We start from the raw sequence: 18429 nt of genomic DNA, 5'->3' as shown, positions 1-18429 counted from the left end.
GGCCGCGGGTTTGGCAGGGTGGGGGCTGCCGCCGCCCGGGACGGGCCCGGGCCCGGCGGCCCACGGAAGGACGGCGACCGGCGATGGCAGGGCAGCAGTTCGGCGACTACCAGAACGAGATCTACTTCGACGGGCTGTTCGGCGTCCAGCCGACCCTGCCGATGACCTTCGCGGACCTCGAAACGCGGGCCCGGGCCGCACTGTCGCCCTCGGTCTGGTCGTACGTCGCGGGCGGCGCCGGTGACGAGCGGACCCAGCGGGCCAACGTGAGCGCCTTCGAGGGCTGGGGCCTGGTGCCCCGGATGATGGTCGGCGCCCGGCAGCGCGACCTCACCGTGGACCTGTTCGGCCTGCGGCTGCCCTCGCCGCTGTTCCTGGCCCCGATCGGGGTGATCGGCCTCTGCGCCCAGGACGGCCACGGCGACCTCGCCGCCGCCCGGGCCGCCGCCCGGACCGGGGTGCCGATGGTCGCCTCCACCCTGTCGGTCGACCCGATGGAACAGGTCGCCGACCGGCTGGGCGACACCCCCGGTCTGTTCCAGCTCTACACGCCCACCGACCGGGCACTGGCCGAGAGCCTGGTGCGCCGCGCCGAGGCGGCCGGCTTCCGGGGCATCGTGATCACCCTGGACACCTGGCTCACCGGCTGGCGGCCGCGCGACCTCGCCACCGGCAACTTCCCCCAGCTGCGCGGTCACGCGCTGGCCAACTACACCAGCGACCCGGTGTTCCGGGCCCGCCTCGCCAAGACCCCGGAGGAGGACCCGAGGGCCGCCGTGCTGGAGTGGGCCGGTGTCTTCGGCAACCCGCTCACCTGGGACGACCTCCCCTGGCTGCGCTCGCTCACCGATCTGCCGCTGGTCCTCAAGGGCATCTGCCACCCCGAGGACGTCCGCCGCGCCAGGGACGGCGGCGTGGACGCGGTCTACTGCTCCAACCACGGCGGCCGGCAGGCCGACGGCGGCCTGCCGGCGCTGGACGCGCTGCCCGGCGTGGTCGAGGCCGCCGACGGCCTGCCCGTGCTGTTCGACTCCGGGGTGCGGACCGGCGCGGACGTGGTCAAGGCGCTCGCCCTCGGCGCCACCGCGGTCGGCGTCGGCCGCCCGTACGCGTACGGGCTGGCCCTGGGCGGCGAGGACGGTGTGGTGCACGTCCTGCGCTCGCTGCTCGCCGAGGCGGACCTGCTGATGGCGGTGGACGGCTACCCGGCGCTCGCCGACCTGCGTGCCGACGGCGCCCTGCGGCGGCTCTGAGCGCGCGGCAGGGCGCCCGTCGGCCCGCCGCGCGCCTCGGCGGTCCGTCAGCGGCCCGTCAGAGGTCCGTCAGAGGTCCGTCAGCGGGACGGCCGGGTCGGCCAGGGCCTTGAGGTCCACCGCCCGGCCGGACCGGACCAGTTCGCGGATCGGGTCGGTGACGTCCCAGACGTTGACGTTCATGCCCGCCAGGACCCTGCCCTCGGCGACCCAGAAGGCGATGAACTCACGGGTGGCCGGGTCGCCGCGGAAGACCACCCGGTCGTACCCGCCGGGCTCGACGTAGCCGACGTACTCCAGGCCCGCGTCGTACTGGTCCGAGAAGAAATACGGCACCCGGTCGTACACCTCGTCCTGCCCGAGCATCGCACGGGCCGCGGTCTGCGGCTGGTTCAGCGCGTTGGCCCAGTGCTCGACCCGGATGTGCCGGCCGAACAGCGGGTGGAAGGCGTTGGCGACGTCGCCCGCCGCGTAGATGTCCGGGTCGGAGGTGCGCAGCCGTTCGTCGGTCCGGACGCCGTTGTCGATCTCCAGCCCGGCGGCCTCGGCGAGCGCGGTGTCCGGGGTGATGCCGATGCCGACGATCACCGCGTCCGCGGCCACCGTCGCGCCGTCCGCGAGCCGTACGCCGGTGACCGCGCCGCCCGCGCCGGTCAGCTCCTGGACGCCGGCGCCGAACCGCAGCTCCACGCCGTGGTCGCGGTGCAGGTCGGCGAAGACCTGGGCGACCTCGCGGCCCAGCACCCGCAGCAGCGGCAGCTCGGCCGCCTCCAGCACGGTGACCTCGGCGCCCGCGGCCCGCGCCGTCGCCGCCGTCTCCAGGCCGATCCAGCCGGCCCCGATCACGGCCACCCGGGCGCCGGGCCTCAGCACCGCCCTGATCCGGTCGCTGTCCTCGACCCGGCGCAGGTACAGCACCCCGTCCAGGTCCGCGCCGGGCACCGGCAGCCGGCGCGGCACCGAGCCGGTGGTCAGCAGCAGCTTGTCGTAGCCGATCTCGCCGTTGTCGGTGAGCGTGACGGTGTGCGCGGCCGGGTCGATCGAGGCGACCGCGGTGCCCAGCCGCAGGGTGATGTCGTGCTCGGCGTACCACTGCGGCGGGTGGACGTAGATCTTCTCCCGCGGGGTCTTGCCGAGCAGGTATCCCTTGGAGAGCGGCGGCCGCTCGTACGGCCGCTCGTGCTCGTCGCCGATCAGGACGATGCCGCCCCCGTACCCGGCCTCGCGCAGTGCCTGCGCGGCCTTCGCGCCGCCGAGGGAGGCCCCGACGATCACGTACGGGCGCTCGCGCCCGCCGCCGTCGGCCGTCCCCGCCGTGTTCGTGCTCATGCTGAACTCCTCGCTCTCCGGCCGGAATCACCGACAGCCTGCCGCCGTCCTGCGGGCCTGTCGAGACCGCGCCGGGCGCGCCGCGACAGGCTCCCCCCGAACGGGTGAAGCATGGTTCGAGCGGGTTTGGAGCGGGCGCTAGGCGGTTCTGCGCGGGTCAGGCCGTCATCGCGGCCCTGACCAGGGCGGTGTCGACGAACTGCTCGAACCGGACGATCCGGCCGCCGCGCACCGTGAAGTGGTGCGCCACCCGCACCGCCAGGGGGCGGCCGGTGGCCTTGTTGACGGCGGTGTAGCGGGCCAGCACGACCACGTTCTCGCCGTCCACCACATAGCGGTCGTCGTGCGCCGTCCAGCTGTCCCACTCGGCGGCCAGGCGCTCCATCACATTGCTGGTGACGCCCTTCGGCGTGCGGTAGGTGCCGGCCAGCGGGAAGCCCGCCATCTCGGTCCACTCCACGTCGTCGGCCAGGGTGGCCCGCAGTGCGGCCAGGTCCCCGCGGGCCGAGGCCAGGTACTGGCGGCGCACCACGTCGGCGGGGGCGTCGGACTCGGCGAACGAGGCCGCGGCCTTCGGAATCTCGATCATCGCGGCTCAGCCCCAGGCCATTTCGCCCTTGGCGACCTTCGTCCCGAGGTCGACCGCCAGCTTCAGGCCCAGATCCGGGAAGCGGCGCTCCAGCGCCTCCTTGGCGGCGGCCGCGTCGGTGGTGCGGCCGATCTCCGTCTCGAACGCCCGCAGGTAGTCCCGGGTGTGTCGGATCGCGGTGGTGTCGGTGGGTGCGCCGGCGGTCCGGTGGCCGGCCGCCACGAACGTCGGCTCCAGCGCCTCCATCCCGTCCAGCAGGTCGATCCAGGCGGCCCGCTGTTCCGGGGTCGGGGTGTCGGCCGTCCAGACGTGCAGGCCCTCGAAGAGCAGCACCCCGCCGAGGATCGCGTGGTGGTGGTGGAGCCAGAGGTAGTGCCGTTCCGGCAGGTGGAAGTCGGCGCCGCGCAGCTCGAACCGGTGGCCCTCGAAGACGAGCTCGTCGTTGTGCAGCACCTCGGGCCGCACCAGCCGGGTCGGCAGCTCCGGCCCGAGACGGGCCCAGGCCTTCAGCTTGTCCTCGTAGGACTCCTGGATGTGCTCGACGGTGGCCGCGGTGGCCAGGAACCGGGCCTGCGGGAAGGCGGCCTGGACCTCCTCGGCGCCGAAGTAGAAGTCCGGGTCGCCGTGGCTGACGAACACCGTGGTCAGCCGCTTGCCGGTGGCGCGGATCCGCTCGGCCAGCCGCCGCCCGTCGGAGCGGGTGAACCCGGCGTCCACCAGCAGGGCGTCGTTCGGACCGGTCACCAGCACGGAGGTCTTGTTCAGTGAGCTGTCGGGGCTGTCGATGACCTCGAAGTCGAGGGAGCTCATGGGGTGTCCTTCCTCGGGCCGGCCCGGCCGCCGTACGCCGGGCGCGCGTCGCCGCCCAGCATCGGCTCCGACGTGCCCGCCCGCACGCCGGACTGGGCCGGGCGGGGGACGGGCGTGGTGCGGCCGGCCGGGTACGGGGCCGGGCTCGTCGGCGCCGGGAGGGACCCACCGGACCGGGGCCGCCGCCGGGGGTCAGCAGCGCCGTCAGCACCGCGGGGGCCGGCGCGCGGCCACCCGGGCCGTGCTGCGCTGAGAGGGCCTGGGCTGAGGGGGCGTGGGCGGGGCTGAGGGGGCGCGTGGCGATCCGAGTGACACCGGTTGCGGCCGACGAACGGGAACAGCCGTCGGACGGACGGCGTTCGAGCGGTCATGACCAGTGACACCGTGCCCGTGCCCCCCGGCGGCGAGATCCTTCGCTACGCCGCCTTCACCACCCGCCCGGACGGCGGGAACCCGGCCGGCGTCGTGCTGGACGCCTCCGGCCTCTCCACCGAGCGGATGCTCGCCATCGCCGCCGAGGTGGGCTACTCGGAGACGGCGTTCCTGATACCCGGCCGGGCCGAAGGCACCTACACCGTGCGGTACTTCAGCCCGCTGCTGGAGGTGCCGTTCTGCGGTCACGCCACCGTCGCCTCCGCCGTCGCGCTCGCCGAGCGGGCCGGTCCCGGCCACTACGTCTTCGCCACCCCGGCCGGCGAGGTGCCGATCGAGGTGGACAAGGACGCGGACGGCGTGCTGCGCGCCACCCTCACCAGCGTCGAGCCGCACGTCGAGGAGGCCGGCGAGGCGGACGTCGCCGAGGCGCTCGCCCTGCTCGGCTGGTCGCCCGAGGACCTGGACGCCGCGCTGCCGCCCCGGATCGCCTACGGCGGCGCCCGCCACCTGGTGCTCGCCGCGGCCACCCGTGACCGGCTCGCCCGGCTGGCGTACGACTTCGACGGCCTCGCCGCCTATATGACGGCCCGCGATCTGGTCACCCTCCAACTGGTCTGGCGCGAGAGCGAGGACGTCTTCCACGTCCGCGACCCGTTCCCGGTCGGCGGCGTCGTGGAGGATCCCGCCACCGGTGCGGCCGCCGCCGCCTTCGGCGCCTACCTGCGCGAACTGGGCGCGGTGACGGTGCCGGCCACACTGACGCTGCACCAGGGCGACGATCTCGGCCGCCCGGGCCTGCTGCACGTCGAACTCCGCGAGGGCGACGCCCGGGTGCGGGTCTCGGGGGCCGCCGTGGCGATCCCGTAGCCGTGCCACCGGGGCCGACGGGACGGAGGCACCGGCGGGCCGGGCGGCCGGCCCCGGACGGGCCCAGCGCCTACGCCGTACCGGCGGGCCGAAATTCGGTCGCGAGGGCGGGCCGGATGAGGGAACCTGCCCGGATGGAACGAGCGAACGGTCGGACGGTCAGCGTCCACCTCACCCACGGGGACGACTACTTCGGGCCGGTGGGCCCGTTCGAGGTGGACGGAGGGTGGTGGTCGGCCGTCGGGCCGGTGGTCGAACGGGTCTCGGCCGTGGCCGGAGTGCCGGTGGCGGTGGTCCGGCTGGCCGAAGTGGCGAGCGGCGAGGGCGGTAGCGGCGGGCATGTGGTCTACCACGCCGAGGCGTTGGAGCGGCCCGCCGCGCCGGCCCCGCGTGAGCCGGGCGCCGACCTGGCCGCCTTGCTCGGCCCGGCCGAGCGGCGGGCCGGCTGGGCCACGCCCGCCGGGCTGCGCGACGTCCTGGACTGGGCGGAGCGGACGCTGGGGCAGGCGGGTCGTCCCGTGGCCGGCCGGGCCCGGCAGCTCAGGACGTGGAACCTGTCCGGCCTGTTCCGCTACTCGACCACGACCGGCGGCGACGCCTGGCTGAAGGCGATCAACCCGGTGTTCAACGCGCGCGAGGGCGAGGTCATCGCCCTGCTCGGCGGCGTCGACGCGACCCTGGTGCCACCGGTGCTCGGCGCCGACCCGGAGCGCGGGCTGCTGCTGCTCGACCATGTGCCCGGGGAGGACTGCTGGGGCCCGTCCGCCGAGACCGTCGCGGACGTGCTGCCCCGGCTGGTCGCCGCCCAGGCGGCGCTCGCGGCGGACGGCCGGGCGGCCGCCGCCGGTCTGCGCGACCGCACCCCGCGCACCCTCCTCGGCCAGGTCGACTCCCTGCTCGACCGGCTGGAGGCCGGCACCGGCCCGGCCCGCTCCGATCTGACGGCCGGTGAACTCGCCGCCGCCCGCGCCCTCGCCGCGCGACTGCCCGCACTGGTCGGTGAACTGACCGCCTGCGGACTCCCCGAGACGCTGGTGCACGGCGACTTCCACCCCGGCAACTGGCGCTCCGACGGCACGCACACGGTGATCGTCGACTACGCGGACTCCTGCCTCGGCCACCCGGCGCTGGACGGGCTGCGCCCGCGTCAGTACGTCTCCGCCGAGCGCTGGGCGCAGATCGCCGGTGTCTGGGCGCGCGCCTGGCGGGAGCACGCCCCCGGCTCGGACCCGGAGCGCGCCCTGGAACTGGTCGAGCCGCTCTACCACCTCTCGTACGCGGTGCGGTACCAGGAGTTCCTGGACCACGTCGAGACCAGCGAGCGCCCGTACCACGAGGGCGATCCGGCGAGCGAGATCCGCAAGGCGCTGGCCTGGGCGGGCGAGCCGGGGCAGGTCCCGGCCTGACCGCCCGTCCGGGACGGGCGGACCGTCGCCGGTGCCCCGCCCTCCCCGGGAGGGCGGGGCACCGGCGCGGGCGTCACTCGGCCGGGGCGAGCCGGTGGCCGTGGCGGGCGGAGTAGAGGGCGATCGCCTCGACCGGGCAGAAGTCCACGGCCTCGGCCAGCGCCTCCGTCAGCCGCTCGCCGTTGCCGTCACCGCCGCCGCCCGCGCCGTCGACGGAGCCGCGCACCGGGCGGGCCAGCCCGTCGGCGCCGAGCGCCAGCGAGCCGGGTGCGGTGAGCGCGCACATCCCGGAGCCGATACAGCGGTCCCGGTCCACCCGGACCACCACGGCGTCGGCGTCCGCCGCGTCGGCGGTCACCAGGCGACCTGGAGGGAGTTCGGGCTGCGCGTCAGCAGGCCGCGCCGCCAGTCGATGTCCGTCGCCCCGGCGAGCCGCAGCGCGGGCAGCCGGCGGGCCAGCCGGTGCAGGGCGAGCTCCAGTTCCATCCGGGCCAGCCAGGCGCCCAGACAGTGGTGGGGGCCGGCCCCGAAGGTGTACATCGGCGCGGCGAGCGGGGAGAAGAGCTCGGTCAGCAGGTCCCCGGTGAACACCCCGGGGTCCTTGTTGGCGGCCCCGGTGTCGGCGGCCACCACGCTGCCCGCCGGGATGACCACCCCGCCGATCTCGACGTCCTCCACGGTGCGCCGCAGCAGCCCGGGGAGGATCTTGGCGTCCCCGAGCGGGACGGCGCGCAGCAACTGCTCGGTGGCCGCGGCCGCGCTCTGCTCGTCCGCGGCGAGCCGCTGCCAGGCGTCCCGGCCGTCGCCGAGCAGGTAGACCAGGGCGTTGCCGAGCGTGGTCATGGTGGTCTCGTGCCCGGCCACCACCAGGCCGATGACGAGCGAGACCAGCTGCGCCTCGCCGATGTCGCCGCTCTCGTCGGCCGCCGTGAGCAGACTGCTGACCAGGTCGTCGCCGGGGGCGGCGCGGCGTTCGGCGATCAGCTCGGTGCCGAACGCGGCGAAGTCGTCCATGGCCGCCCGGATCGCCTCGGCGGAGAAGGCGGTGGCGGAGAGCGCGTGGTCGCTCCAGTGGGCGAGGCGCTTGCTGTCGAGGCCGTCCAGACCCATCAGGCGGCTGATCACGGCGATCGGCAGCGGGCGGGAGTAGGCGGCGACGATGTCGGCGGGGGAGCCCTGGTCGATCAGCTCGTCCAGCAGGGACTCGACCACCGAGGCCACCCAGGGGCGCCAGCGCGCGATCGCGCGCGGGGTGAACGCCCGCTGCACGGTGCGGCGCAGCCGCTGGTGCCCGGTGCCGTCGATGTTCAGCATGCTCTGCGGGTCGTCCAGGATGTTGGGGGTGAGCGACAGCGGCGGCGCGTCGGCGGCGTACAGCGGGGCGCGGCCCAGACGCGGGTCGGTGAGCACCTGCCGGACGTCGGTGTGCCGGCTGACCAGCCAGACCGGGGTGCCGGTGGGCAGCGCGGCCAGGCGGGGCGGGCCCGGCTCCAGGTGGCGCAGGCAGTGCAGCGGGATCAGGGGCGCTTGGGCGGTGCCGGTCGCACTGTTCTCGGCGGACATCCGTACTCCAGACTCCAGGGCGGTGGGCCGCACGGGGCGGCCCGACGGGGGGTGGATCCGGGGAGGTGCGCGGGCGGGGACGGTTCGGCGCGGGCCGGGGTGGTTCGGCCGGGGTGGTTCGGTCGGGGTGTGGCAGGTCAGCTTCGACCGTACGTGGGTGACGGTCCGCAGTCAGCGGCACTTCCAGCCATCGGCGGCCGGTTCAGGGCACGATGACGGGTGCTCGGTGCCGTGCGCGCGCCCCGGCCGACGCGGCCGGCCGGGCCGACCGGGTCACGGTGAGCCGGATCACCAGGCCCGTACGCCGGGGGCGCGGCCGGCCGGGCGCTACGCTTCGTGGGCAAGTCATTGATGCAGGTCACGCCGGTGCGGAGGCGCGCCGGCCGACGGAGGTGGAATCGGATGGCCCAGCAGGTCAAGGCAGTCATCGCGCGCGCCAAGGGCGCGCCCGTGGAGGTCACGACGATCGTCGTGCCCGACCCGGGACCGGGCGAGGCGGTGGTGCGGATTCAGGCCTGCGGTGTCTGCCACACCGACCTGCACTACCGCGAGGGCGGTATCAACGACGAGTTCCCGTTCCTGCTGGGCCACGAGGCGGCGGGCATCGTCGAGTCGGTCGGCGCGGGCGTGACCGAGGTCGAGCCGGGTGACTTCGTCGTCCTCAACTGGCGCGCGGTCTGCGGTCAGTGCCGGGCCTGCAAGCGCGGCCGGGCGCAGTACTGCTTCAACACCCACAACGCCAAGCAGAAGATGACCCTGCTGGACGGCACCGAGCTCTCCCCGGCCCTGGGGATCGGGGCCTTCGCCGAGAAGACCCTGGTCGCGGCCGGGCAGTGCACCAAGGTCGACCCGGCCGCCGACCCGGCCGTCGCCGGGCTGCTGGGCTGCGGTGTGATGGCGGGCATCGGCGCCGCGATCAACACCGGCAACGTCGGCCGCGGCGACACGGTCGCGGTGATCGGCTGCGGCGGGGTCGGCGGCGCCGCCGTGCTCGGCTCGCGCCTGGCCGGCGCGTCGAAGATCATCGCGGTGGACATCGACGACCGCAAGCTGGCCACCGCGCAGCGGCTCGGTGCCACCCATACCGTCAACTCCCGTACCAGTGACCCGGTCGAGGCGATCCGCGAGCTGACCGGCGGCCACGGCGCGGACGTGGTGGTCGAGGCGGTCGGCCGTCCGGAGACGTACAAGCAGGCGTTCTACGCCCGCGACCTGGCCGGCACGGTCGTCCTGGTCGGCGTGCCGACGCCGGAGATGGCGCTGGAGCTGCCGCTGCTGGACGTGTTCGGCCGGGGCGGCGCGCTGAAGTCCTCCTGGTACGGCGACTGCCTGCCCTCGCGGGACTTCCCGATGCTGATCGACCTCTACCTCCAGGGCCGTCTGGACCTCGGCGCGTTCGTCACCGAGACCATCGACCTCGACCAGGTGGAGCAGGCGTTCGAGCGCATGCACCAGGGCGACGTGCTCCGTTCGGTGGTGGTCCTGTGACCACCGCGCGCATCGACCGGCTGGTCACCGCCGGCACCTTCGAACTCGACGGCGGCAGCTGGGAGGTGGAGAACAACGTCTGGATCGTCGGTGACGACGCCGAGGCCGTGGTGATCGACGCGGCCCATGACGCCGACGCGATCGAGGCCGCCCTGGGCGGGCGCCGGCTGCTGGCCATCGTCTCCACCCACGCGCACAACGACCACATCGACGCGGCCCCCGCGCTCGCCGCCCGGACCGGCGCGCCGATCCTGCTGCACCCCGACGACCTTCCGCTCTGGAAGCTCACCCACCCCGAGCGGCTGCCGGACGCCGAACTCGCCGACGGCGGGCGGATCGAGGTGGCCGGCACCGTGCTGACCGTGCTGCACACGCCCGGGCACGCGCCGGGCGCGGTCTGCCTGTACGCGCCGGACCTCGGGACGGTCTTCACCGGCGACACCCTCTTCCAGGGCGGCCCGGGTGCCACCGGCCGGTCGTTCTCGCACTTCCCGACCATCATCGACTCGATCCGCGACCGCCTGCTCTCCCTCCCCCCGGAGACGGTGGTCCGCACCGGGCACGGTGACCCGACCACCATCGGTGCCGAGGCCCCGGCCCTCGCCGACTGGATCGCCCGCGGCCGCTGAGCCGTGCTCGCCGCCGAGGCGGTGCGGCGTCGCCAGGACCTGCGCCGAGGCGGTGCGTCGCCGTTCGGCCCGGTGCCCGCGCACCGGGCCGGACGTCGTACGATCGCGGGCATGGCCCATGATCCGCGCGAGCTCGACGACGCCTTTCTCTCGTTCTGGCGGGAGCGGCACATCTCCACGCTGACCACCCGGCGGCCGGACGGTTCGCCGCATGTGGTGCCGGTGGGGGTGACGTACCAGCCGGAGACGGCGGTCGCGCGGGTGATCAGCAGCCGGACCAGCCGCAAGGTGCGCAACGTGCTGGCGGCCGGCCCTGCGGGGATGCGGGTGGCGGTCTGCCAGGTGGACCGGGCGCGCTGGTCGACGCTGGAGGGCGTGGCCGTCGTCCGGGACGAACCGGGGGAGGTGGCCGAGGCCGTGCGCCGTTACACGGAGCGGTACCGGGAGCCGCGGGTGAACCCGGACCGGGTGGTCATCGAGATAGCGGTCGACCGGGTGCTCGGCCGGGCGTGATCCGGCCGCCCGACGGCGGGGGTGTTTATCGGCTGTTGATCGCCGGGGCATAACGTCGGGGGCATGAACGAGAGAACGGCCGAGGTGCCGGGTGCGCGGGTGCGGCCCGACGGGCGGATGACAGAGCAGGACACCGAGCGGTTCCGGGCGCTGCTGGCGCGGTTGGAGCACTCGCTGGCGGCGGACCGGCGGACGGGGCCGGCGGCGGTCGCGAGCCGGGATGTGTGAGCGCGGGCGGTCGGCGGCCGGTGGTCCGGTGGCGGTGGTGCCGCTCTGGCAGCGCGGGCCGGGACCAGGCGGGGGCGCACACCGGCCCGAGACGCGGGGGCGCCCCGGGCCGGTGGCGGGTGGCGGCGGCGAGGGTCAGCCGACCGCGACGGCCGACCAGGCGGCGGCGACCGCGGCGTACTCGGCGCTGCCCGCGCCGTAGAGGTCGGTGGCCGCCTTGAGGGTGGCCGTCCGGGCGCCGGCGTACGTGGTGCCGGACGTCATGTAGACGGTGAGTGCCCGGTACCAGACCGCGCCGAGCTTGTCCCGGCCGATGCCGGTCACGGTCGAACCGTCGCAGGTGGGGCTGGAGTAGGTGACGCCGCCCACCACCTTGGTGCCGCTGCCCTCGGCGAGCAGGTAGGCGAAGTGGTTGGCGACGCCCGAGGAGTAGTGCACGTCGAGGTTGCCGACGCCGGAGCTCCAGCAGTCCGCCGACTTGGTGTCCTTGGACGGCTGGTCCATGAACCGCAGCGCGGCCTTGCCGAAGCCGGGCTGCACGATCTGCTCACCGATCAGGTAGTCACCCGGGTCGGCGGGGTTGGCGGCGTAGAACTCGACCAGGGTGCCGAGGATGTCGGAGGTCGCCTCGTTGAGCCCGCCGGACTCGCCGGAGTAGGTGAGCTTGGCGGTCCGCGAGGTGACGCCGTGCGACATCTCGTGCCCGGCGACGTCCAGCGAGACCAGCGGCCCGAAGGTCGTCCCGTCGCCGTCGCCGTACGTCATGCAGAAGCAGCTGTCCTGCCAGAAGGCGTTGTTGTAGCCGCTGCCGTAGTGGACGCGGTTGTACGCGCCCTTGCCGTCGCCGGCGATGCCGTTGCGGCCGTGCACGTTCTTGTAGTAGTCCCAGGTGACGTCGGTGCCGTACTGGGCGTCGACGGCGGCGGTGGCCCGGTCGGCGGTGGTGCCGGTGCCCCAGTGGTTGTCGGCGTCGGTGAAGAGCACGGCGGGCGCCCGGCTGATGCAGATGCTGCCGATGCAGAGGTCGGTCTTGTTCTGCGCGTCGCCGGTGTAGGTGCCGCCCCGGGTCGGGTCCTTGAGCTGGTAGGAGCCGCCGGCGGCGGTGGCCTCCAGCGGGACGGTGCCGCTGTAGAGCGAGGCGCCGTCGCCGGTGACGGTCTCGATCGCGTCCCAGGTGGCGATGGTGCCGCCGGTGGCCGCGTCCGACAGCACCGTGCGGGCGACCGGGTTGCCGAGGTAGTCCTGGCCGGCGGCGGTGGTCTGCCAGGCGAGCCGGGGCGTGCCGTGCAGGGCGTCGACCACCAGCTCGGCCGTGGCGTCGGCGTTTCGGATGGCGGGGCCGAGGGCCCGGACGGCCTGGGCCCGCGCGGTGGCGGCCGGGACGGCGGGCGTGGTGGTGGGCACCGCGAGATCGCCGGCGGCGGCCCGGTCGGCTCCCGTGAAGGCGCCGCCCGGGGCGAGGTGGACGACCAGGTCGCCGCCGAGCACCGGCAGTCCGGCGAAGGTGCGGTCGTAGCGGACGTGCCGGCCGCCGTCGGCGTCGGCGACGACGTCCCGGACGGTGCGGCTCTGCGCCGGGGTGATGCCGAGCCGGGCGGCGTTGGCGGCGAGTGCCGCGTCGGCGGCCGAGACGGCGGCCGAGGAGGGGGCGGCGGCGGAGGCGGCCGGGCCCGGTTCGGGGGCGGCGAAGGCGGTGCCGGGCAGGGCGGTGGCGGTGAAGGTGACCGCCGCGACGGCAACGGCTATGGCACCGGCGGTCGTTCGGATACTGAACGGCATCGTGCTCCTCGGGTTCTCGGCGAAGGCCGCGGCGGCGGCGCACGGCAAGGTGCGCCGCCGAGCGGGCGCGGCGGCTGGACGCGGTGAACTCCGGCAGCGGTGAAGCGTGCTGAGGCGTGGTGGCGCGTTGCGAGGGGGCTGCGCGCCGCGCGCGGCAGGACGTGCCGAGGGGTGCGCGCGGCGCGCGGGGGCGGGGGCGCTGTGCGGAGAGCTGCCGGGAGAGCTGTTTTACATGCTCAGGTCACGGCGCGTCCAGAGGTTCGGCCCGAACTCGTCGAGGACACGGCCTACTTGGCGAACAGGACCTCCGGATACGCCGCCGAGGGCGCGTCCAGCAGCCGGGCCGGACGGTTGAGCAGATGCCGGTCGAAGAACGCGCCGAGGTACGCCCGGGTGGCGGCGAGCGCACGGTCGCCCTTGATGGTGCCGTACTGCCCCTGTGCGGTCTCGGGCGGTACCTGGTCGCGGACGCCGAGGGAGTCCACCAGCCAGTGCACGTCGCAGAACGACAGGTGGCCGCCCTCCGGCAGGTCCAGCCAGCGCTTCCAGCCGGTCAGGTGCTGCCAGGTCTCGTCCCAGTTCGCCGTCGGGGACGCGCCGGCGTGCCGCTGGGCGCCGAGCAGCAGCACCGGGCGGGAGAGGCCGTCGGCCGGGAGCGGGACGAAGACGTCGCCGTCCAGGTTGGCGGCGGCGCGGATCCGCCCGTCCTCGCGCATCGCCTCGATCGCGCTCGCGCCACCGATGGAGTGACCGGCCGCGCCGATCCGGGAGCGGTCGATCTGCAGCCCGCGGACGAGCCCGGGCCCGGGCGCGGTCAGCCGGTCGATCAGGAAGCCGATGTCCTTCGCCCGGCTGAGGGTGACCTCGGCCGCCCGCTGCTCGTCCACCCGGTCGCAGATCAGGCAGGACTCCACCCGTCCGTCGGGGAACTGCACGACGGTCTCGTAGGTGTGGTCCAGCGCGGCCACCGCGTAGCCCCGGGCCGCGAGGTCCTCGGCGAGGGCGGTGAGGGAGGTCCGGCTGTAGCCGTAGCCGGGGGAGAGCACGACCAGCGGGTGCCGTCCGGGCGCCGGCACCGTACGGGCCTTCACCCCCGTGCTCACGGTGCTGAGGTCCGGGGTGCCGTACAGGGCCGTGGACACCTCGGGGGAGATGTAGGGCAGTTGCTCGCCGCGCGCGGACTGTGCCGGGTACCAGAGGGTGGCCATCAGTTCGCGGGTGGCCGCGTCCGGCCGCCAGGGGTCGTGCCGGCCGGTGTCCACCAGGTGGACCGAGGTGGCGCCGACCGGCCGGCGGGTGGTGGGCGCGGGCACCTGCGGTGCGCCGGCCGTCGCGTCGGCGGGTGAGCCGAACGAGGATGCGGTGGACGGCGGTTCGGCGGCCGGGGAGGCGGTCGGGGAGGCGGCCGGCGCGGCCTGCGGGCCGGCCAGCGAGAGCAGGACGGCGATGGGCACGGCGAGCAGCGCGGCCGTCCGCCACCGGGGGGTTGTCGACATGACGCCACGTTAGGTCCGCGACCGCCGTCGGCGCGTCCTGCGGGCGGCGTAACCCGCTCGGCCGCAGGTCGGAGCCGCCACGCCGGGCGGGCCCGCCGCCCGGATGAGCCCGCCTCCACCCAGGGGGCCATTGCCGGGCGTCCGGGCCCGGCCTGCGCCGGTTCAGCAGCTGCCGCAGTCGCAACCGCCGTCGCAGCCGCACCCGTCACAGCAGCCGCCGTCCCCGCAGCACCCGTCGCAGCAGTCGCACCCGTTGCCGCAGCAGTCGCAGCCGTCGCCGCAGTCGTGCCGGGAGCACCAGCCCTCCCTGCGCTCGCGCGAGAACGGGTCGTCGTGGTCGCAGCACATCAGCCGGCAGGTGCAGGCCATCAGCGCCCAGACCGCGCAGCCGGCCAGCAGGTTGCGCGGGTGCGGGTGCGGGGCGCCCGGCGGGCTGAAGCCCGGTCCCTGCGGCACCCACGGGGGGACCGGTGCGCCCGGCTCGCCGGGCGGTGCCTGGTCCGGGTCCTGCCGGGGCGGCGCCTGGTACGGGTTGCCGGCGGTGCCGGTGTCGGTGGTGCCGTCGGTGCCGGCGGCCGTCCGGGTGCGGCAGGAGACGGCGTGCGCGGCCGGGCCGAAGACCCGCTCGACCGCGCGCTCGGTCTCGTGCGCGAGCAGGACGTGCACCAGCGCCCGGTCGGTCAGCTCCACCTCGCGCAGGGCGAGCCGGATGCCGTGGACGGCGTCGCGGCAGAGGCGTTCGGCCTCGGCGCGGTCGGTGCCGGTGGCGGTGAGCGGGTTCCAGGCGCCGCTCGCGGCGTCGGCGGCCTGGTCCTCGGCGGCGTCCAGCAGATGGGCGAGCCGGCCGAACAGCCGGCCGGCCTCGGCCAGCGGGGCGGCGTTGCCGGGCCGGCCGGCCAGTACGGCGGTGTGCGCGAACGCCGCCGAGGTGGCGCTCTCGGTGGGCTCGGTGACCAGCAGGACGGAGCCGCCCGGTGCCAGCTCCCGCTCCAGCCCGCCCTGGCGGGAGGCGGCGTCGAGCAGCACGGCGGTGTCGAAGCCGACCGCCGAGGCACTGCCCGCGCTCTTGCGGTCCCAGCGCCTGGTCACCGCCCGGGCCCCGGCGGCGACCGGACGGCGGGCGAACACGCCGTCCCGGTCCTCGACGTGGTCGCGGATCTTCACCGAGGCGAGCGCCAGCGAGACGGCGGCGGCCAGCCGGGCGCCCTCGCCCCTGGCGACCGACGCGGTCCGCATTCCGCGCAGCGGGCAGGGCCCCGCGGTGCGGCGCCAGGAGGCGTCGTCCTTCGCGCTCTGCGCCTCGACCAGCACCGAGATGATCAGGCCGTCGTAGTTGGTGGCGGTCCGGGCCAACTGGCCGTGGTCGTCGCGCAGCGCGAGGCAGAGCCCGCACAGATGCGCCATCCAGGACGTCTGCAGCCGCTCCGAAAGCCGGTGTCTGCACGGTCTGATGATGCCGAACATGATCCCCCTCGCCGGGCCGGGCCGAACCGGCCTCTGGCTGCGGACATCATATGATCAGCGGCTGGTAGCTCTGATGGGCCGTACCCGCCCGCGAACCGCCCCCGGCCTCCCGCTCTCCCGACTACGCGCCGTGGTCGGCCTCCTTGGCCGCCCGCTCCACGCGGTTCCGGTGGTCCTCCCACCACACGGCGTCCCCGGGTGCCATGTTGCCGCTGTCGCTCCGCTGCCCCACGGCCCCGTCGACGAGTTCCCGCACGATGTCGGCGTGCCCGGCGTGCCGGTCGGTCTCGGCGATCAGGTGGACCAGCGCGCGGTGGAGCGTCACCTCACTCCGCCGCCCCCAGGGCACCCGGCCGACCGCGTCCAGGGGCAGCGACTCGATCGTCGCGTCCGCGTGGGCCCATACCCGGCGGTACAGTCCGACGATCTGCTCACGGGTCTCGTCGGGCCTCGCCCACAGGTCCGAGTTCGGCTCGGCGTCACCGGTGATCCAGAGCGGCGGCCCGTCGAACGGCCGCCCGAAGCCCTCGCCGAGGTACATCGCCTCCGCGCCGGTCATGTGCTTGACCAGCCCCAGCAGATTGGTGCCGGTCGGTGTCATGGGGCGGCGAACGTCGTACTCGGACAGACCGTCAAGCTTCCACAGCAGGACGTCGCGGGCGTCCTGAAGATAGACGCGCAGGTCTTCCTTGGGATCCGATGCAGCCATGGGGGCCAGTCTGCCGTCCACGCGGTCTTTGTTCACCCTCTTTGTCCACCCCCCTCCGCCCGTGGCCACGCGCAGCCGCTGCCGCCCCTGCCGCGGCCAGGGCAAATGCCGTGGACCGCCCCGTGGGCGGTGCGACAGACTCGCCCGCATGCTGACTCTGCGCGTTCTCACGACAGACGACTGGCCGTTGTGGCGGGAGGTCCGCCTCGCCGCGCTCGCCGAGGCGCCGCACGCGTTCAAGTCCCGGCTCGCGGACTGGCAGGACGGCGGCGAAGAGCGCTGGCGGTCCGGCTTCCGGGCGCCCGGCGCCCACCACGTCGTCGCCCTGCTGGACGGCCGGGCCGTCGGAATGGCCCGCGGCGTCCCCGGGGACGGCACCGGGAAGGAGCTGAGGTCGGTCTGGGTCGCTCCCGGGGCGCGCGGCCGCGGCGTCGGAGACCGGCTGCTCACGGCGATCGAGGCCTGGGCCCTGCGGTCGGGCGGCACGGTGCTGAGGCTCGCCGTGATCCCGGGCAACGACCCCGCCCTCGCCCTCTACCTGCGCCACGGGTTCGCCGTCACGGAAGAGCCCGGCGACCTGCTGCCCGACGGCGCGACCAGGGAGTGCGTGATGGCCAAGCCGCTGCACTGACCGCGAGTCACCGTGCCGACCGGACGGCGCGCGGCCCGGACGGACCACCTGACAGGAAGCGCTACGGCGCCTCAAGGCCGTCGAAGGCCACGGCCAGATGGCGGGGACCGCGCAGGACCGGGCTGGGCCGGTACGGCGGCGGGTCGGCCACCAGCCGGGGATCGCGCAGCCGCCGGGCGAGTCCGGTCAGGGCGATGTGCGCCTCCAGGCGGGCGAGCGGCGCTCCGAAGCAGTGGTGGATCCCGTACCCGAAGCCGAGGTGCTGGGTGTCCTCGCGGGTCGGGTCGAAGCGGTCGGGGTCGGGGAAGCGCTTGGGGTCCCGGTTGCCCGAGGCGAGCAGCAGCCAGACCGGCTCGCCCTTGGGGAGGACGGTGCCGGCGATCTCGATGTCCTCCAGGGGGCTGCGCTGGGGCAGGATGTGCACGGGCGGTTCGTAGCGCAGCAGTTCCTCCACGAGGGCGGGCGCCGTCTCGGGGGCGTCCCGCAGCCGCCGCAGCTCCTCGGGGTGGCGCAGCAGGGTGAGCATGCCGTTGGTGACCAGGTTGACGGTGGTCTCGTGGCCGGCGATCAGCAACAGGACGGCGGTGCTGACCAGTTCGATCGGCGAGAGGCTGCCGTGCGGTCCGGAGTCGGTGGCCCAGGCGGAGAGCATGTCGTCGCCGGGGTGGTGGCGGTGCTCCTCGGTCAGCCCCCAGAGGTACTGGCCGAGTTCGTGGCGGCCCCGTTGGGCCGTGCGGAGCTGCTCGGCCGGGTCCTCGGTCGGTCTGAGGCCGGCGAGTGCCGCGTCGACCAGGACGCGGAAGTGCGGTTCGTCCGCCTTGGGCACGCCCAGCAGCCGGCAGATCACCGTGACGGGGAAGGGGTAGGCGAAGTCGTCGACCACGTCGAACTCCTGCCGGCCGTCCAGGGCGTCGATGAGGCCGGAGACGGTCCGGGTCAGCTCGCCGCGCATGTCGTGGATGCGGCGGGGGCTGTGCGGGGGGCCGAAGGGCCGCATGGCCAGCCGGCGCAGCCGGTCGTGCTCGGGAGGGTCGAGCCCGATGAAGGCCGGCGGAAGGGTCTCGTCCTCGGCCGCGCCGCGCAGGGGGCTGGACGTTCCGGGGGCGCGGCTGCGCACGTCGGAGCTGATGCGCGGATCCTCGAGCAGCCCGCGGATCTCCCAGTAGGTGGTCACCAGGTGGACGCCGCTCTCGTCGCGCAGCACCGGGGTGCGGCGGAGCTCGGCGTAGAGGGGGTAGGGGTCGGCGCGGTTGCTCTGGTCGAGGATCTGCCGGACCGGGCTGGTGGAGGGCATGGGCGG

18 protein-coding genes are annotated in these 18429 nt (G+C 75.0%); 8 read left to right on the top strand and 10 right to left on the bottom strand.

Features of this window, described 5'->3' with window-relative positions:
* Positions 1-83: 83 nt before the first annotated feature.
* Positions 84-1253: an alpha-hydroxy-acid oxidizing protein gene (locus tag AB0P06_RS09030; RefSeq protein ID WP_363606225.1), complete on the top strand. Its 1170-nt coding sequence runs from the start codon at positions 84-86 to the stop codon at positions 1251-1253.
* 69 nt (positions 1254-1322) lie between these two features.
* Here AB0P06_RS09030 and AB0P06_RS09025 read toward each other — a convergent pair whose 3' ends face one another.
* The 3 genes from AB0P06_RS09025 to AB0P06_RS09015 form a co-directional block, all read right to left on the bottom strand.
* Positions 1323-2582, bottom strand: coding sequence for an FAD-dependent oxidoreductase (locus AB0P06_RS09025; RefSeq protein WP_363606224.1), 1260 nt, complete (start codon positions 2580-2582; stop codon positions 1323-1325).
* A gap of 157 nt (positions 2583-2739) precedes the next feature.
* The gene (locus AB0P06_RS09020; RefSeq protein WP_363606223.1) at positions 2740-3171 is read right to left on the bottom strand and encodes a nuclear transport factor 2 family protein; all 432 of its coding nucleotides are present in this window, start codon (positions 3169-3171) and stop codon (positions 2740-2742) included.
* A 6-nt stretch (positions 3172-3177) separates the two neighbouring features.
* Positions 3178-3981 (bottom strand): MBL fold metallo-hydrolase, encoded by an 804-nt coding sequence (locus tag AB0P06_RS09015; protein WP_363606222.1) that lies wholly within the window; start codon positions 3979-3981, stop codon positions 3178-3180.
* A gap of 369 nt (positions 3982-4350) precedes the next feature.
* Here AB0P06_RS09015 and AB0P06_RS09010 point away from each other — a divergent pair, with 369 nt between their 5' ends.
* The gene (locus AB0P06_RS09010) at positions 4351-5223 is read left to right on the top strand and encodes a PhzF family phenazine biosynthesis isomerase (RefSeq protein ID WP_363606221.1); all 873 of its coding nucleotides are present in this window, start codon (positions 4351-4353) and stop codon (positions 5221-5223) included.
* A 134-nt stretch (positions 5224-5357) separates the two neighbouring features.
* Positions 5358-6629: a phosphotransferase gene (locus tag AB0P06_RS09005; protein WP_363606219.1), complete on the top strand. Its 1272-nt coding sequence runs from the start codon at positions 5358-5360 to the stop codon at positions 6627-6629.
* Positions 6630-6702: 73 nt separating this feature from the next.
* Here AB0P06_RS09005 and AB0P06_RS09000 read toward each other — a convergent pair whose 3' ends face one another.
* Positions 6703-6987 carry a ferredoxin gene (locus AB0P06_RS09000; protein WP_363606217.1) on the bottom strand — a complete coding sequence of 95 codons (285 nt, stop codon included), beginning with the start codon at positions 6985-6987 and terminating at the stop codon, positions 6703-6705.
* Positions 6984-8192 (bottom strand): cytochrome P450, encoded by a 1209-nt coding sequence (locus AB0P06_RS08995; protein ID WP_363606216.1) that lies wholly within the window; start codon positions 8190-8192, stop codon positions 6984-6986. The genes AB0P06_RS09000 and AB0P06_RS08995 overlap by 4 nt, the downstream gene beginning before the upstream one ends.
* 402 nt (positions 8193-8594) lie before the next feature.
* Between AB0P06_RS08995 and AB0P06_RS08990 the strand changes: the two genes are divergently transcribed.
* From AB0P06_RS08990 to AB0P06_RS08975, 4 genes are all read left to right on the top strand, one after another.
* Positions 8595-9680: an S-(hydroxymethyl)mycothiol dehydrogenase gene (locus tag AB0P06_RS08990; RefSeq protein WP_363606214.1), complete on the top strand. Its 1086-nt coding sequence runs from the start codon at positions 8595-8597 to the stop codon at positions 9678-9680.
* The gene (locus AB0P06_RS08985) at positions 9677-10309 is read left to right on the top strand and encodes an MBL fold metallo-hydrolase (protein WP_363606212.1); all 633 of its coding nucleotides are present in this window, start codon (positions 9677-9679) and stop codon (positions 10307-10309) included. The genes AB0P06_RS08990 and AB0P06_RS08985 overlap by 4 nt, the downstream gene beginning before the upstream one ends.
* 111 nt (positions 10310-10420) lie before the next feature.
* Positions 10421-10822, top strand: coding sequence for a TIGR03618 family F420-dependent PPOX class oxidoreductase (locus AB0P06_RS08980; RefSeq protein WP_363606210.1), 402 nt, complete (start codon positions 10421-10423; stop codon positions 10820-10822).
* Positions 10823-10885: 63 nt separating this feature from the next.
* Positions 10886-11050 carry a hypothetical protein gene (locus AB0P06_RS08975; protein WP_363606208.1) on the top strand — a complete coding sequence of 55 codons (165 nt, stop codon included), beginning with the start codon at positions 10886-10888 and terminating at the stop codon, positions 11048-11050.
* Positions 11051-11185: 135 nt separating this feature from the next.
* Here AB0P06_RS08975 and AB0P06_RS08970 read toward each other — a convergent pair whose 3' ends face one another.
* The 4 genes from AB0P06_RS08970 to AB0P06_RS08955 all read right to left on the bottom strand — a co-directional run bounded on the left by AB0P06_RS08970 (position 11186) and on the right by AB0P06_RS08955 (position 16498).
* Positions 11186-12829 carry a M4 family metallopeptidase gene (locus AB0P06_RS08970; protein ID WP_363606206.1) on the bottom strand — a complete coding sequence of 548 codons (1644 nt, stop codon included), beginning with the start codon at positions 12827-12829 and terminating at the stop codon, positions 11186-11188.
* Positions 12830-13116: 287 nt separating this feature from the next.
* Entirely contained in the window at positions 13117-14325 is a 1209-nt protein-coding gene (locus AB0P06_RS08965) for an alpha/beta hydrolase (protein ID WP_363606205.1), read from the bottom strand.
* A gap of 162 nt (positions 14326-14487) precedes the next feature.
* Positions 14488-15789, bottom strand: a complete 1302-nt coding sequence (locus AB0P06_RS08960) for a DUF5685 family protein (protein ID WP_363606203.1) — start codon at positions 15787-15789, stop codon at positions 14488-14490.
* 121 nt (positions 15790-15910) lie between these two features.
* A complete protein-coding gene (locus tag AB0P06_RS08955; RefSeq protein WP_363606202.1) occupies positions 15911-16498 on the bottom strand; it encodes a DinB family protein in 588 nt (195 codons plus the stop codon).
* A 148-nt stretch (positions 16499-16646) separates the two neighbouring features.
* Here AB0P06_RS08955 and AB0P06_RS08950 point away from each other — a divergent pair, with 148 nt between their 5' ends.
* Complete coding sequence (locus AB0P06_RS08950) at positions 16647-17129, top strand: GNAT family N-acetyltransferase (RefSeq protein ID WP_363606201.1); 483 nt, start codon at positions 16647-16649, stop codon at positions 17127-17129.
* Positions 17130-17190: 61 nt separating this feature from the next.
* On the opposite strand, the gene AB0P06_RS08945 is transcribed toward AB0P06_RS08950, so the two are convergent.
* Positions 17191-18423: a cytochrome P450 gene (locus tag AB0P06_RS08945; protein ID WP_363606200.1), complete on the bottom strand. Its 1233-nt coding sequence runs from the start codon at positions 18421-18423 to the stop codon at positions 17191-17193.
* Positions 18424-18429: the final 6 nt, after the last annotated feature.

It is taken from the genome of Kitasatospora sp. NPDC088351 (assembly GCF_040685575.1).
Classification (GTDB): Bacteria; Actinomycetota; Actinomycetes; order Streptomycetales; family Streptomycetaceae; genus Kitasatospora.
The sequence above is the reverse complement of the archived record's forward strand: the minus strand, read 5'-3'. Positions and strand labels throughout refer to the sequence as shown.